This window comes from Rhodococcus indonesiensis, assembly GCF_047782815.1.
GTDB classification, from domain to species: Bacteria; Actinomycetota; Actinomycetes; order Mycobacteriales; family Mycobacteriaceae; genus Rhodococcus; species Rhodococcus indonesiensis.
Genome location: NZ_CP180630.1, coordinates 1,092,057 through 1,106,495 on the forward strand (window position 1 = coordinate 1,092,057; position 14,439 = coordinate 1,106,495).

General features: G+C 70.3%; 12 protein-coding genes. 3 read left to right on the top strand and 9 right to left on the bottom strand.

The features are described 5' to 3' along the window. Positions 1–84: 84 nt before the first annotated feature. Together ACM26Y_RS05145 and ACM26Y_RS05150 are read right to left on the bottom strand one after the other, a co-directional pair. Entirely contained in the window at positions 85–1,551 is a 1,467-nt protein-coding gene (locus ACM26Y_RS05145) for an FAD-dependent oxidoreductase (protein WP_416062826.1), read from the bottom strand. Between the two features lie 28 nt (positions 1,552–1,579). Further along, positions 1,580–2,431 carry an LLM class F420-dependent oxidoreductase gene (locus ACM26Y_RS05150; RefSeq protein WP_416062827.1) on the bottom strand — a complete coding sequence of 284 codons (852 nt, stop codon included), beginning with the start codon at positions 2,429–2,431 and terminating at the stop codon, positions 1,580–1,582. A 161-nt stretch (positions 2,432–2,592) separates the two neighbouring features. Here ACM26Y_RS05150 and ACM26Y_RS05155 point away from each other — a divergent pair, with 161 nt between their 5' ends. Further along, complete coding sequence (locus tag ACM26Y_RS05155) at positions 2,593–3,240, top strand: TetR family transcriptional regulator (protein WP_003936476.1); 648 nt, start codon at positions 2,593–2,595, stop codon at positions 3,238–3,240. A 49-nt stretch (positions 3,241–3,289) separates the two neighbouring features. On the opposite strand, the gene ACM26Y_RS05160 is transcribed toward ACM26Y_RS05155, so the two are convergent. The 6 genes from ACM26Y_RS05160 to ACM26Y_RS05185 form a co-directional block, all read right to left on the bottom strand. Next, positions 3,290–4,114: a hypothetical protein gene (locus ACM26Y_RS05160; RefSeq protein ID WP_416062828.1), complete on the bottom strand. Its 825-nt coding sequence runs from the start codon at positions 4,112–4,114 to the stop codon at positions 3,290–3,292. A 212-nt stretch (positions 4,115–4,326) separates the two neighbouring features. Next, positions 4,327–4,464, bottom strand: coding sequence for a methionine/alanine import family NSS transporter small subunit (locus ACM26Y_RS05165; RefSeq protein WP_416062829.1), 138 nt, complete (start codon positions 4,462–4,464; stop codon positions 4,327–4,329). Further along, positions 4,461–6,002, bottom strand: a complete 1,542-nt coding sequence (locus tag ACM26Y_RS05170) for a sodium-dependent transporter (RefSeq protein WP_416062830.1) — start codon at positions 6,000–6,002, stop codon at positions 4,461–4,463. Before ACM26Y_RS05170 ends, ACM26Y_RS05165 begins: the two co-directional genes overlap by 4 nt. Before the next feature lie 98 nt (positions 6,003–6,100). Then, positions 6,101–7,240, bottom strand: coding sequence for a lysylphosphatidylglycerol synthase transmembrane domain-containing protein (locus ACM26Y_RS05175; RefSeq protein ID WP_416063617.1), 1,140 nt, complete (start codon positions 7,238–7,240; stop codon positions 6,101–6,103). Then, a complete protein-coding gene (locus tag ACM26Y_RS05180) occupies positions 7,237–8,664 on the bottom strand; it encodes an HAD-IB family hydrolase (RefSeq protein ID WP_416062831.1) in 1,428 nt (475 codons plus the stop codon). The genes ACM26Y_RS05175 and ACM26Y_RS05180 overlap by 4 nt, the downstream gene beginning before the upstream one ends. After that, on the bottom strand, positions 8,661–11,012 hold the full coding sequence (locus tag ACM26Y_RS05185) for a glycerol-3-phosphate 1-O-acyltransferase (RefSeq protein ID WP_191902358.1): 2,352 nt from the start codon (positions 11,010–11,012) through the stop codon (positions 8,661–8,663). Before ACM26Y_RS05185 ends, ACM26Y_RS05180 begins: the two co-directional genes overlap by 4 nt. A gap of 186 nt (positions 11,013–11,198) precedes the next feature. Here ACM26Y_RS05185 and ACM26Y_RS05190 point away from each other — a divergent pair, with 186 nt between their 5' ends. Together ACM26Y_RS05190 and ACM26Y_RS05195 are read left to right on the top strand one after the other, a co-directional pair. Beyond that, entirely contained in the window at positions 11,199–12,680 is a 1,482-nt protein-coding gene (locus ACM26Y_RS05190; protein WP_191902359.1) for a bifunctional aminoglycoside phosphotransferase/ATP-binding protein, read from the top strand. A gap of 52 nt (positions 12,681–12,732) precedes the next feature. After that, positions 12,733–13,458, top strand: a complete 726-nt coding sequence (locus ACM26Y_RS05195) for a VIT family protein (RefSeq protein WP_191902360.1) — start codon at positions 12,733–12,735, stop codon at positions 13,456–13,458. Between the two features lie 38 nt (positions 13,459–13,496). On the opposite strand, the gene ACM26Y_RS05200 is transcribed toward ACM26Y_RS05195, so the two are convergent. Continuing rightward, positions 13,497–14,390 (bottom strand): universal stress protein, encoded by an 894-nt coding sequence (locus ACM26Y_RS05200; RefSeq protein ID WP_289378136.1) that lies wholly within the window; start codon positions 14,388–14,390, stop codon positions 13,497–13,499. Positions 14,391–14,439 lie beyond the last annotated feature (49 nt).

Here is a 14,439-nt window from a genome sequence, read left to right on the forward strand (position 1 = left end):
CGGCCCGCCCCGGCCGAATGTCACATCGGTTCGATCGAATCGAACCGATGTGACATTCGGCCACACAACCGGGTGTGGGGACGGTCAGTTCGCGGCGGCTGCGATGCCGGCGCGGCGGCCGAAGAAGCTGCTGTCCCCGAGCGACGTGCCGCTCGCGTAGCCCCCCGCGCAGACGCCGGAGGTGCAGCGGCCCGCGGCGTACAGGCCCGGGATCGGTTCGCCGGAGACGTGCAGGACCTCCGAGTTCACGGTGGTGTGCAGGCCGCCGAGGGTGAAGCCCGCGGTGCAGTTGCGCAGGTCCAGTGCTGCGACCGGGGTCCCGATCGGTCTGACCCACTCGGGCTTCTTCCCGAGGACGGGGTCGGTGCCGGCCGCGGCGTGCCGGTTGTACACCTCAACGGTGGCCTGCAGAGTGCCCTCCGGCAGGCCCATGTCGGATTCGAGTTCGGCGACCGTCTCCGCCGCCCATTTCGGCGGGAACCGGAAGTACGGGGTGGAACTCGTTGTGGCGCATCCTTCCTCGTAGGACGCCTCGTCGATGACGAGGTACGCCTGATTGTCGTTGCGCAGCAGGGTGAGCTGGCCGACGCGTCCCGGGTAGGTGTCCTCGGGGACGTACCGCTGGCCGTGGCCGTTGACGAGGATGCCGCGCGCCATCAGTTGCGGATCGGCGAAGAACGCCACCTCGGTTGCGCCCATGTGCGCGAGGTCGGCGCCGAGGGCCTGGGCCATGCGGATGGAGCAGCCGTCGTGCTCTTCGATCGCGGCGGCCGGCCGGCCGATGAGCTGCGGGGCGAACGAAGCGACCATGGCGTCGTTGTACGCGAAGCTGCCGGTGGTGAGTACGACGCCGCGACGGGCCCGCACGAAGACCTCGTCGCCGAACTTCTTCGCGGCGATCCCGACGACCCGATCCGCGTCGTCGACGATCAACCGCTGCACCCGGATGTCGAACACCGGTGTCACCCCGAGGGATTCGGCCACCTCCGCCAGCGGTTTCATCAGCATGTACCCGCCGCCCTGCTCACCGGTGCGCTTGTTGCTCATCTGCGGCACGTGGCCGCGCGGAGCGGGCGTGGCGATCTCGTTGAAGGGAGCGGAGTTCTCACCGCCCGAGTACATCAGGCCCTCGTCGCCGGGGATCTCCCAGCCGGGCTCGCCCCAGAACGCCGACTTGAACACCACTCCGTTGTCGGTGAGCCAGCGGTAGTGCTCGACGCTGCCGTCGCAGTAATCCGAGATCTTGGCCTCGTCGGCGCCGGGACCGAGGGCGGCGAGCATGAACGTCTTCATGTTCTCGGGGGTGTCCTCGAATCCGAGCTCGCGCTGGAGCGGTGTCCCGCCGCCCAGGTAGACGATGCCGCCGGACAGGGCCGCGGCACCGCCCCAGCCGCCGGTGCGTTCGAGGATCAGCACGTCGGCGCCGGCGCGGGCGGCCTCGATGGCGGCCGAGACCCCGGCGATGCCGTAGCCGGCAACGACGACGTCGGCCTCGTGGTCCCAGGCGGTGATCTCGGCGGCGCGCAGTGGGCGGAAGGCGGCAGTGGTCATGGAAGTGTTCCTTCTCTGTCGTGGACCGTCACCGGGTCGATTCCAGCGTGGCGGCGAGCTTGTCGAGGTAGGCGAGGATCTCGTCCTCGGAGCGGTCGGGCAGGCCGAACATCACTTCGGTCACGCCGAGGTCGCGCCACTGCTGGAGCCTGGCGGGGTCGGGCCGGCCGGCCAGCACGACGATCTCCGGGGCGCCGTCGCGGCCGGCTTCGGCCCAGGTGGTTCGCAACCGTTCGACGCTGTCGTCGATGTCGCGCTCGATCGGGGTCGTGATCCAGCCGTCGGCGGAGCGCGCGATCCACGCGAAGGTGCGGTCGGTGCCGCCCGCGCCGATCAGCACCGGTGGGCGGGGCTGCTGGATCGGCTTGGGCCAGGCCCAGCTCGGACCGAACGAGACGAACTGGCCGTCGTAGGCTGCTTCGTCCTCGTTCCACAGGGCCTGCATCGCCTCGAGGTACTCGCGCAGCGCGGTGCGCCGCTTCCCGGGCGGTACACCGTGGTCGGCGAGTTCCTCGGCGTTCCAGCCGAATCCGGCCCCGAGGACGACGCGTCCGCCGGACAGGTGATCGAGCGTCGCGACGGTCTTGGCCAGCGTGATGGGGTCGTGCTCGAGGGGCAGGGCGACCGAGGTGCCGAGCCGGATGGTCGAGGTGACGGCTGCGGCCAGCCCGAGCGCGACCCACGGGTCCAGGGTCCGGCGATACCGGTCGTCGGGCAGCGTCTCGTTGCCGGTGCCGGGATGCGCGGATTCGCGGCGCACGGGGATGTGGGTGTGCTCGGGGACGTAGAACGCGTCGAAGCCGCGTTCCTCGGCTGCTCGGGCGGCCCGCTCCGGCCGGATGCCGCGATCGCTCGTGAACAGGGTGATGCCGTGACGCACGGACGCTGCCTCCCTACTGGTCGAGTCCAGGCAACTGTAACGCGTTCTAGTGCATGGTGGAACTCGTTCCAGACAGCTGTCCAATCTTTCCGGACGGGTCCGGGCGCCACGTGAAGGGGAGCGCACTACGCTGGCGGACAGGCGTACGAAAGGTGAAGGCGATGGCGGAGGCGAGCGCAGGATCGCGGTCGAAGGTGCGGTCCGCGTCGTTTCTGGGCGCGGACCTGAAGCCGGCCCAGCGTGCCCGCTACCTGAGGATCATCGAGACGGCGAAGGAGCTGGCCTCGGAGGGCGGTTACGACGCGGTCCAGATGCGCGCTGTCGCAGAGCGGTCGGGCGTGGCCCTGGGCACTGTGTACCGCTACTTCCCGTCCAAGAACCACCTGCTGGTGGTGGCGATGGTGCTGCTGTTCGAGGACCTGAGCAACAGGTTCGGCGAGACCGAGATCCCCGGCGACTCGGCTCACGAGCGGATCATGTCCGTCCTGCACGGTTACATCGGCCGGCTCGAGAGCGACCACAACCTCTACGACGCGCTCGTGCGGGCGGCAATGTTCGCGGACGCGTCGTCCTCGGCCGAACTCGACCGGCTCGGAGCGATCATCACCGGGATGTACGCCCGCGCGGCGGGGGTCGAGGTGGTCAGCGAGCAGCTGCTCAACGCGGTGCACGTGATCGCCGACGTGTGGATGTCGAACCTGGTGAGCTGGGCGGCCGGGCGAGCCACCGCGGACCAGGTGATGGCACACATGGACAGCGTGGTCCGGCTCGTGTTCGACCGGCTGGAGAAGCTGCAGGCGATCGGCTGACGCGATCGCCCGCGTCCGGGGCGTGCACGCACGCCCCGGACGCGACGGATCAGGCCGGGACCTCCACGATGCCCACGGTCGGCAGGAAGAAGCACGACGTCTCGCCGTTCTGCACCGTGCCGAACACCGCGGCCAGGACGGTTCCGGAGCCGGTGGCGACCGGTGCCGCGCGGACCCCACCGAGCGGGATCGCGCCGGCGAAGAAGTTCTGCACCGCGGTGGCGACGAGGGGCTTGGCGAACTCGGGCACGCCGCCGGGGACGGCGAGCGCCGCGGCCTCCGCGATGGTGCCCATGGGCACGAACCCGCCCTGGAAGGTGTTGACGTTGAACCACGCGACCTGCATCCCGGTGGTGTTCTCGCCGTCCTTCTCCACGCCCATGGGCACGAAGGCGAACAGGGTCTCCCCGGGGTCGACGGCGTTGACAGGCCCGACCATCGGGATGTTCAGGTTCGGCCACGGGCCGGGAGCGGCCCCGGCGACGGCGGGGGCGATGCCGAGCGGCAGGCTGCCGCCCTCGGTGCAGAAGGGCGCGCCGGTGGGGTAGAGGAACGGTTCGATGCCCAGGCCGCGCAGGAACTCCACCGCGTCCTCGTAGGCGGAGAGCGGCGAGCCCTCGGCGACGTCGGTGGCGCCCCCGCGTGCGGAGCCGATGGCCTCGGCCGCGGCGACGGCGAGGGTATCGGCGCCCGGCTGGGCCCGGAGCGTCTCGAGGGCGCCGACGAGCGGATCGGGTGCCGGCGCAGCAGCGACGACGGGGTCCGCGGGGGGTTCGGCGGCCGCGACGGCGGGCAGCGCCAGGGCAGCGGCCACGGTGAGGGAGGCTGCGGCGGTGAGCCGGCGCAGCCCGCGCCGGGTGGTCCTGGTGGTCATGCTTCGCTCCTGTACGTGGTCGGAACCGGAACACCGTCCGCCCCGGAGTCGTGCGACGGCTCCGGGGCGGAGACCCGCGAGTCACGTGTTACGGGTGTGACTCATGGTGTTGGTGGGATCAAGCAGACCACAGGAAGAACAGACCGGCCAGTCCGGCGCGGCGTGGTGTTATGCAAACGAAACGAGTCGTGTCCGGTTCGAGACCGGACATTTCAGTCGTGTGGGCGTTCGGCCGCCGCCAGCCCCGAGGTCTCGTCCGGATTCCGGCGCAGATGCATCAGGCTGGCGGCGAGACCGCCCCACACCAACCCGAGTGCGACGACCATCATCGCGATCGCAGATCCACTCACAGTCTTTCTCCCGCTTCTGTCGATTCGGTGTGCGCCAGCTCGGCGTCCGTCAAGCCCCACGGGGCGAACGACAGCCCCACCGCGATCACGATCACGAGGATCTGCACACCCCACCCGAAGGTGGTGACGAGCGCGTCGGGCAGGTCGTTGTAGCCCTCGTCGATCCGGTCCACGATCTCGCTGATCAGCATGTACCCGAGCACGACCGGGGTGAGGACGCCGGCGAAGATCCGCCAGAGCAGGCCGACCTTGAACGACGACACCGAGTTCAGGTGATCCTGCAGCTCGGGCAGCCGGCGCAGGCCCCATGCGAGCACGACGAGCGTGGCGAGCGCGACGCCGACGATGCCGAACTGGTTGGCGAAGCGGTCGACGACGTCGAGGGTGTTCAGACCGGTGGTGGTCGGGAACAGCAGCAGCGACGTGATCGTCGCGACGCCACCGACGAGCAGGACCGCCGGCACGCGGGTGAGGCCGGTCTTGTCCTCGACCGCCGACACGCACACCTGGATGATGCTGATCAGCGACGTGAAGCCCGCGAAGACGAGCGAGCCGAAGAACAGCAGGCCGAACAACGAACCGCCGGGCATCTGCGAGACGATCGTGGGGAACGCGATGAAGGCCAGCCCGATCCCGCCGCTCACCACCTCGTCCACCGCCACACCCTGCGCCTGCGCCATGAAGCCCAGCGCCGAGAACACCCCGATGCCGGCGAGGATCTCGAAACTCGAGTTGGAGAAGCCGACGACGAGACCGGAGCCCGTGAGGTTGGTCCGGTGCTTGAGGTACGACGAGTAGGTGACCATGATGCCGAAGGCGACGGACAGCGAGAAGAAGATCTGCGCGTACGCGGCGATCCACACCCCGGTGTCCGTGAGCGCCGACCAGTCGGGCCGGAAGAATGCGTCGAGACCGGTGGCGGCGCCGTCGAGGGTCAGGGCCCGCACCACCATGCCGGCGAACAGCACCAGCAGCAGCGGTACGAAGAACCGGTTTGCCGCACCGATGCCGCGCTGCACCCCCAGCGCCAGGATGACGAGCACCACGAGCCAGATCCCGAGCAGCGGCCACGCCACGCCCGGGACGAAGTCGAGGCCGAACGTGGCGTCGGCGTCCATCTGCAGGAAGTCCTGCAGGAAGAAGGCCTCGGCGTCGTCACCCCACGCCCGGGTCGCCGAGAAGAACGTGTAGCGCAGCGCCCACGCGATGATCACCGCGTAGTAGACGCCGATGACGAAGCAGATGCCCACCTGCCACCAGCCCAGGCTCTCGGTCGCGCGCTTGAGGCGGTGGAACGCCAGCGGCGGCGACCCGCGGAACTTGTGCCCGATCGCGTAGTCGACGAACAGCAATGGAATACCTGCGGTCAGCAGGGCCACCAGATACGGCACGATGAATGCGCCGCCGCCGTTCTCGTACGCGATGTACGGAAAGCGCCAGATGTTGCCCAGTCCGACCGCCGAGCCGATGGCGGCGAGGATGAACACCGACCGGCCGGACCAGACCTCTCTCTTGCGCACCGCTGCGTCCTCAGTCACTGACGTACCTTTCCTCGGTTTCAGACTGTCGACGCTAGCGCCCGCGGGCCTGCTCCGTGGGTGATCCGGGCGGACGGCCGCGGCGTGTCGGAGCGGGCTCAGTCCTGCCACAGTTTGTCGAGTTCCGGGCCCGGTTCCTCGTCCGGCGGGGCGCCGCGGTAGCGCAGGGCGAAGATCACCCAGCCGATGGCGGCGATCATCAGGAAGCTCACGAGCCGGTACACGACGACCGCGGACAGGGCCTGCGCGCCGGTCATTCCGCTGGCCGTCAGCGCGGGCACGAGAACGGCGTCCATCACGCCGAGCCCGGCCGGCAGGAGTGGGATCGCGCGGCTCGCGGCGGTACCCGCGGCGTATGCGACGGCGATGCCGGCCAAGCTGGGCTTGCCGCCGATCGCGTATGCGGCGAAAGCGAGGCACGCGCCGTCGCACAGCCAGTTGAACAGCGACCAGCCGAACGCCCGGGCGGCGTGAGCGCGGTCGAGCTGCACCGCCCGCAACTGGGCCACGATTCGCTTCCACGCCCGGGTGCCGGCGTGGGCGGGTTTCTTGCGTAGGCGGTTCACCCCGCGCAGCGCGATGACGCCGATCGACTCGAACGCGTCGGGCCTGCTGGCCGCGTACTGCACGAGCACGACGAACGCCGCGAACCCCCCGAGGGAGAAGACGAGCGAGAACGGGTTGGTGGTGGCGCCCACGAGCAGCGCGCCCACGAGGCCGAGCAGTGCCAGGCCCGCCGCCTGCAACAGACCGGCCATCACGAGCTGCCAGGTGGAGACGACGGGGCTGGCGCCCCACTTGCGCACCTGCCGGTACGTGAAGGTGGTGGCCACCACCGGGCCGCCCGGCAGGGTCACGCTCATCGAGTTCGCGGCGTACGCCACCGACAGGGACTGGCGCTGCGTCACCGTCACCCCGGCCGCGGACAGCAGGGTGCGCTGCACCCGCGCGAAGCTCGACATCTCGGTCAGTGCCGCCAGGACGGCCGCACCGACCCACCACCAGTGCAGGTCCGAGAGGTTGCCGACGCTGGTCTTCAGCTCCGGCCAGACGAGGACGACCTCGACGGTGAGGACGACGACGAGCACGAATCCGAGCGGCCACTTGAGGTGCCGCCGCCGGGTCGGCGACATTCCGCCGTTGCCGTTGCCGTTGCCGTTGCCGTTGCCGTTGCCGTGGCCCGAGGTGCGGTCGTGCTCTCCCACGGACGCGTCCCCGTTCTCGCCCGCATCGGTCATACGGGCCAATTCGCCAGCGTCTTCCGGTACAGGTCCTCCACCTCCGCGACCCGCGCACCGAGCTCGTCGAGCGTCCAGTCGCTGACGTCGATGGGATCGAGAACCACCACGTCGACGGTTCCGGGCCGCAGCACCGTGGAGTGCTTCCACAGCACCTCCCCGGCGTTGCGGATCACCACCGGCACGATCGGTACGTCCGCCTGCATGGCGATGTGGAACGCGCCCTTCTTGAACCGGCCGATCTCCGGGGTCAGTGACCGGGTGCCCTCCGGCGCGATGATCACCGAGGTGCCCTCGCGCAGTGTGTCGACCACCGGACCGAGTGCCGCCTTCGCCTGCTCGGTGTTGGCCCGGTCCACGAACGCGGCCCCGACGAAGCGGAGCACCAGACCGAACAGCGGGTCGCTGGCCATCTCCTTCTTCGTGACGCCGGTGAAGCTGTGCCGCAGCACCCGCGCCATGATCACCGGATCGAGCTGGCTCTGGTGGTTGAAGATGAAGACCGCGGGACGCTGGGCCCAGGCGTTGGCCTCGTTCCGGATGTCCACGTCGATCCCGGCGAGGGCCAGCGGGACCTCACCGGCCAGGGTGGCGATCGAGTCCAGCGCCACCTTCTTGTTGCGGTTGAGCAGGCCGAGGCCGACACCGGTCCACACCGAGCCGAACAGTCCGCCGTACGCGGCGAGGGTGCGGACCACCTCCTTGGTACCCGGAGTTCCGCGCGGCTTGAATCGCAGGATCGGCCACCCCAGTTCGGTGGCGGTCCGCTCGAGATTCCGGTCCGGGTTGGTCGGCGTCGGATTGCCCATCGTGGCGAGGAAGTCGGCGTCCTCGCCCCCGTTGGAATACGTGTAGCTCTGCTCGCGATCGATGCTGTTCGCCTCCGCGAAGGCCAGGACGGCCTGCGCTTTGCCGCTGCGCCACAACGACTTCCCGTCCACGCGCCCTGTGAGTACCCCGTCGCGCACCTCGAGCGGACTGAACAGGACGTGCTCGACGCCGAGCGCATCCGCCGTCGCCTGGATCTGGTAGCGCGACGCCGAGGACGCGATCACCACGGTGTGCCCCGCCGCCTGGTGCGCCCGGATCAGCTGCCACGCCTCGGGGTAGATGTGGCCGGCGATCGTGGACGCGAACAACCGGCGCCCGATCTCGTACAGTTCCTCCTCGGTGTGCCCGCCCCACGCTTTGAATGCCACCGCGACGAACCGCTCGAAGTCCGCCTCGGTGTCGTGGCCGCGCAAACCGTTGAGCATGGTGGCGGCGAGTTCGGCGGCGCCGACCTTCCCGGCGAGCAACCGGTCGCGGAAGAAGTGCAGACCGGAGAAGCCGTGGACGATCGTGCCGTCGAAATCGAAGAATGCCGCGATCTCCGGGCCCTTCGGCCCGGTTCGCACCCGCTCGAGCGCTTCCTCGAGGATCACCGCTCCGCCTTTCTGTTGGATACGTCGAGAGACTCGGCGAGCCGGACCCGCTCACCGACCGCCAGCAGCTGCGCCGCGAACTCCTCCCGTCCCTGCCGGATCTCGTCGCCCCCACGTTCCAGCAGCCCGCGGTTTGCGGCAAGCTGCAGCGCCGTCGTGAACAGTTCGGACGAGACCGATTCGGGCCCGAACAGCCGGCCCTGCAGCAGCATCTGCCGGCCGACCGCGACGCACTCGTCCAGGAACGTCTTGCGGTCGACCTGCAGGGCCGGGTCGCGCCGGGCGAGCCGTTCGGCGACGACGAGCTGCGCGTCGAAGAAGGACCGCAGCGCGCGGTGCGCCATGAAGAACCCGGTTTCGAGCAGGGCGGCCAGCGCCAGCTCCACGTCCGGCAGGGCGTCGCGCCAGGAGGGCATCAGCAGGGCGAGCTCGTCGCGCATGTCGGCCTCGAACTTGTCCCGGTCGGGGAAGAAGAACTCGAACTTGAGCAGGTCGCGCACCGCCTTGGCCTCCTCCCACGCCGCCCGCACCGGGTCGAGGCCCGGATTGGCATGCGCGTGGAGGACGGCCAGCTCCATCAGGGCGCGGTTGACGAACCAGTGCACGCCGCTGTTGCGGTAGAACGCGGCGACCAGGTGTTGCCCGGGCTGGATCGAGTAGACCGGCTCGTCCCCACCGGCGTACGTGGTGACCACGCCGGCATCGCTCAGCGCGGACAGGACGCTCTCCAGGCCGCCCTCGATGTCGAGGACGCCGAGTTCGCCCTGCGGTATCCCGCGGGCGTCGATGTACCGGCGTACCGGCGCAATCACCGCGCGCACCTCGTCCAGGGTCAGCGCCCGGTCCCGGACGCCGAGCAGAGCGAGAGTGACCAGGCAGTTCACGGTGACCGGGGTGTGGCAGTTGATGCCCACGGCCACCTCGAACGCAACCTTCTGCAGCGCCTTGCGGCTGCGCTCGGTGTGTTCGGCCTCGTCTGCGGCGGGTTCCCCGGACAGGTCGGGGTCCCCGCTCGCGGTGAGCTGTGAGCGCATCGACAGGGGTTCCCCGAACCGCACGTACACGTTGCCCGCGCGGCGGCGCTGGTTGCGCGCGTACTTCGCCAGCCAGGTCAGGCCCTCGGGCTTCTTCTGGGCGCCGGTCTGTTCGGCGGCGACGGCCGCGACCTCGGCGAGCCCCTCGTAGGTGATGGACACCGGCACGAGCATCGCGTCCTCGACTCGGCCGCCCCGGATCGCGTTGGCGACGTAGTTGAGCAGGCCGTAGCGGGGCGAGCGGAGTTTGCCGGTGCGGGTGCGGCCCCCCTCGAAGTACCACTCCAGGTTGAACCGCTTCGTCAGCAGATACGCGAAGTACTCCTCCAGCGCCGCCTTGTAGACGGCGTCGTCACCGAAGCTGCGACGGATGAAGACGGTGCCGGTCCGCCGGGCGATCGGACCGATCGGCCAGAACGTCAGGTTGGCGCCACCCATCAGGTGGTTGCGCGGGAAGTCGTTCCGGGCCAGCACGTCGCCGAGCACGAAGGCGTCCGCGTAGGACCGGTGCGACGGCAGGAACACCAGCGGGTAGCGCCGGTTGAGTTCGCGCAGGCTGCGCAGCCCGGTCTCGTCGGCGCGCACCGTCCACGCGGCGGAGTGCAGGGGGCGCATCATTTCGGTGAACAGGTCCGTCACCAGCCGGGACTGGACCGCGACGAGTTCTCCGAGGGCGGAGGTCGCGCGGATACGGACCTCCTCGGGCGCGATGTTGTGCTCGGTGCTGATCGCGTCGAGCCGGCGCCGGAACGACGCCGAGTCCATGATCTGCTCGGCCACCAGCTTCGGCACCTTGTACCGGTCGCCGATGACGGCCCGCTCGGCGCGATCGAGACCGACCACCGCGCGGTGGGTCACGAACCGGGCGAACGACTCGGGTGCCGGATCGCCGTCCTCGGCGAGGTGCCGGGCCCGCAACTCGCTCAGCCGCGCCGGCTCGGCGAGGACGATCCGGAACCGATCGGGGGAACGCCCGACCAACCACTTCTGCAGGAACCGGTTCGGATTGCGCGGGTTGGTCAGCGCCACGATGTCGGAGAGCCGGACCCGTCGCTCGCCGTCGCGGGCCTCCGGCAACCACACCACTCCCACGGGCAGCACCAGGGGATCGTCGTCCCGGCCGACGAGATCCTGCGCGAGGCGACCCGGGTCGAGTTCCATCTCCTCGACCGGTCCGTCGGCTCGGTACTCCGCCGGCACCTCGGCCGACCGCAGCCAGTTCGAGATCAGCCTGCGCTCGATCGGCGTCGTCGTCTCGGCGACGACCACCGTCGATCGTCTCCCGGCTTCCGAGCCCCGCCCGTTCGTGCCCATGTCACCCCATCTCCGGATCGCCCGAGTGAAACGTACCGCGTATCCGCCGCGCGTTCCGGCGCAACCACAGGAGAGACCTCGGCACCGAGAGACCTTCGGCACTTCTGCCGGCGCGCGATCCGGTCCACCCTGAGGCAAGGTGGGCAACGTACCGAAGTTCGACAGGCTTCATCGGGGAGGAACTCCGTGACCGGCACCGACCGATCCGAACCGGCGTACGCGGCGATCCGGGAGACCCACACCTCCGTGGTGTTCTTCGTCGGGGGCCGCGTGCACAAGCTCAAGAAGCCGCTCGATCTCGGGTTCCTCGACAACCGGACCCGGCAGGCGCGGGAGCGGGCCTGCCACCGTGAGGTCGAACTCAACCGGCGTCTCGCCCCCGACGTCTACCTCGGCGTCGCCGACGTGCACGGGCCCGACGGACTGGTGTGCGAGCACCTCGTCGAGATGCGCCGGTTGCCCGACGACCGTCGCCTCGCCGCCCTGGTGCAGCGCGGCGAACCCGTCGCCGCGGTCGTCACCGCCGTCGCGCGGCAGGTCGCCGCCCTGCACGCCGCGTCGCCGCGCGATCCGGCGATCGACCGGTGTGCCACGGCGCAGTTCCTCGACGGACTGTGGCGGGAGAGCCTGGATCACCTCGACCTGCTGCCCGTCGGGGCGGAGGCCGAGGACCAGCTCACCGCGATCCGGGACATGGCCGGCCGCTATCTCGCCGGCCGCGAGCGGCTGCTCGACGAGCGGATCGCCGCCGGGCGCGCCGTCGACGGGCACGGGGATCTGCTCGCCGACGACATCTTCTGCCTCGACGACGGCCCCCGGATCATCGACTGTCTCGAGTTCGACGACCGGTTGCGCTACGGCGACGCTGCCCTCGACATCGCCTTCCTCGCGATGGATCTCGAACGGCTCGGCGGCGAGGCGGCGGCGCGGCAACTGCTGCCCGCCTACGCCGAGTTCTCCGCCGACGCGTTCCCGTCGTCGCTGATGCACCACTACATCGCGTACCGTGCCGTGGTCCGGGCGAAGGTCGCCGCGCTGCGGCACGAGCAGGGCGACGAGCACTCCCGCGGCAGCGCCCTCGCGCTGCTGGACCAGACCCGGCGCAACCTCGACCGGGGCCGCGTCCGGCTCGTCGTCGTCGGCGGTCTGTCCGCCACCGGCAAGACGACCGTGGCACACCTCGCGGGACAGCATCTGGGCGCGACCGTGCTGCGCAGCGATGTGATCCGCAAGGAACTGGCCGGCCTCGCCCCGACCGCCGACGCCACCGCCGCCGTCGGCGCCGGCCTCTACAGCGCCGCCCACACCGACGAGACCTACGACGAGCTGCTGCGCCGCGCCGCCGTCGCACTCGGTCACGGCGAGTCGGTCGTGCTGGACGCGACATGGCTCACCGAGGCCCGGCGGGAGGCGGCGCGGGCGGTCGCGGCCGCCACGACCGCCGACCTCGTCGAGATCGAGTGCCGAGCGGATCCCGCGGTGCTGGTCCGCCGCATCGTGGCCCGGCGGGAGCGGGGCGGCGACGCGTCGGATGCCACACCCGCGGTCCTGGACGACCAGCTCCACGTGCGCGACGAATGGCCCACGGCGCGCGTCGTGGACACGAGCGGGGACGTCCTCCCCGACCAGGCGTGGCTCGAACGGGAACTCGGCCCGGCGCCGTGGTGAGGACAGGCTCGCATTGCTACCGCGACGGGTGGAATCGCCCTAGCCTGAGGGCATGTCGACCGATCCCTCGCTCAGTCACGCCGACGTCGAACCGCATTCCGGCGGCATCTCGGCGAAACTGAACTGGTTGCGCGCCGGTGTGATGGGCGCGAACGACGGCATCGTCTCCACGGCCGGTCTCGTCGTCGGTGTGGCTGCCGCCACCACCGACGAATCGACCATTCTCACAGCGGGGTTGGCCGGGCTCGCGGCGGGTGCGGTGTCGATGGCCCTGGGGGAGTACGTGTCGGTCAGCGCGCAGCGGGACACCGAGCGGGCGCTGCTGCACAAGGAACGTCGCGAGCTCGAGGAGATGCCGGACGCCGAGCTCGAGGAGCTGACCGCACTGCTCGAAGGCAAGGGGATGTCGCGGCCGACGGCACGCACCGCGGCGAAGGAGATGACCGAGCGCGACGCGCTGTCCGCGCACGCCGAGGTCGAACTCGGCATCGACCCCGGGGCGCTGGCGAATCCGTGGGCCGCGGCGTTCTCGTCGGCGGTCGCGTTCACCGTCGGCGCACTCGTGCCGCTGCTCGTGATCGTGCTGCCGCCGGCGGATCTGCGGGTTCCGGTCACCTTCGTGTCGGTGCTCGTGGCGCTGGCCCTGACGGGTTCGGTCAGTGCGTGGCTCGGTGGGGCCCGGCGCGGGCGGGCGATGTCCCGCGTGGTGATCGGTGGTGCGCTCGCGATGATCGTGACGTACGCGGTGGGTCTGGCGTTCGGGACCGCGACGGCCTGACCCGGTGCCGCCCTGTGACGGGCGGCACCGGTCGGTCGTCACTTCTTGCGGCTGATCATGATCGGGCAGGGTGCGTTGTGCAGCAGATTCTGGCTCACCGACCCGAGCAGCGCCCCGGTGAACTGGCTGCGACCGTGGCTGCCCACCACGACGAGCTGCGCGTCCTCGAGCTGCCGCAGGATCACCTTGGCGACGGGACCCCGGTCCACGACGCGGCGGACCTCCACGTCGGGGAACTTCTCGTGCCAGCCGGCGAGAGTCTCGGCGAGGACCGCGGATTCGGACTCGCCCACCGCCTCCCAGTCCACCAGCGTCGCGACCGTACCGACGCCGAGTGCCGCGTCGCCGATCCACGAGTGCACCGCGACCAGCGGTACACCGAACAGGGCGGCGTACTCGAAGGCGTGCCCGACCGCCGCCGTCGACAGCTCACTGCCGTCGACGCCGACGACGATGGGGCGGGAGTCCGGCAGCGGACGTTCGTTGTCGCCGCGCCACACCACCACCGGGCACGGGGCGTGGTTGGCCACGCGCAGCACGGTCGAGCCGAGCAGGAAGTTCTCCACGGCGTTGGCGCCGGTGGCGCCCATCACCACGAGCCGGGCGTCCTCGGCGGCCTCGAGCAGGGAGTTGGCGGCGGGGCCCGGCCCCATGAAGCCCTTCACCTCGAGATCCGGATGGTCGGAGCGGATCACGTCGGTGACGTTCGACAGGATCGCCTCGCCGTCCTCGCGGAGCTGGTCGACCATCTGCGACTGGATGAGCACCGCGGCCTCGCTGTAGAAGATCCCTTCACTGGGCAGTGAGTGCACCAGGTGCAGGGGCGCTCGCAGACGCGCGGCGAGGGCGGCCGCCCACCGGGCCGCACTCGTGGCGACGGCGGAACCGTCCACACCCGCTACGACGGCATTCCGGTTGGCAATTGTGCTCATTCGTTCTCCTTCTCGGTGCGTTCTCCGCGCTCGGGGCGCGTGTCGAGTG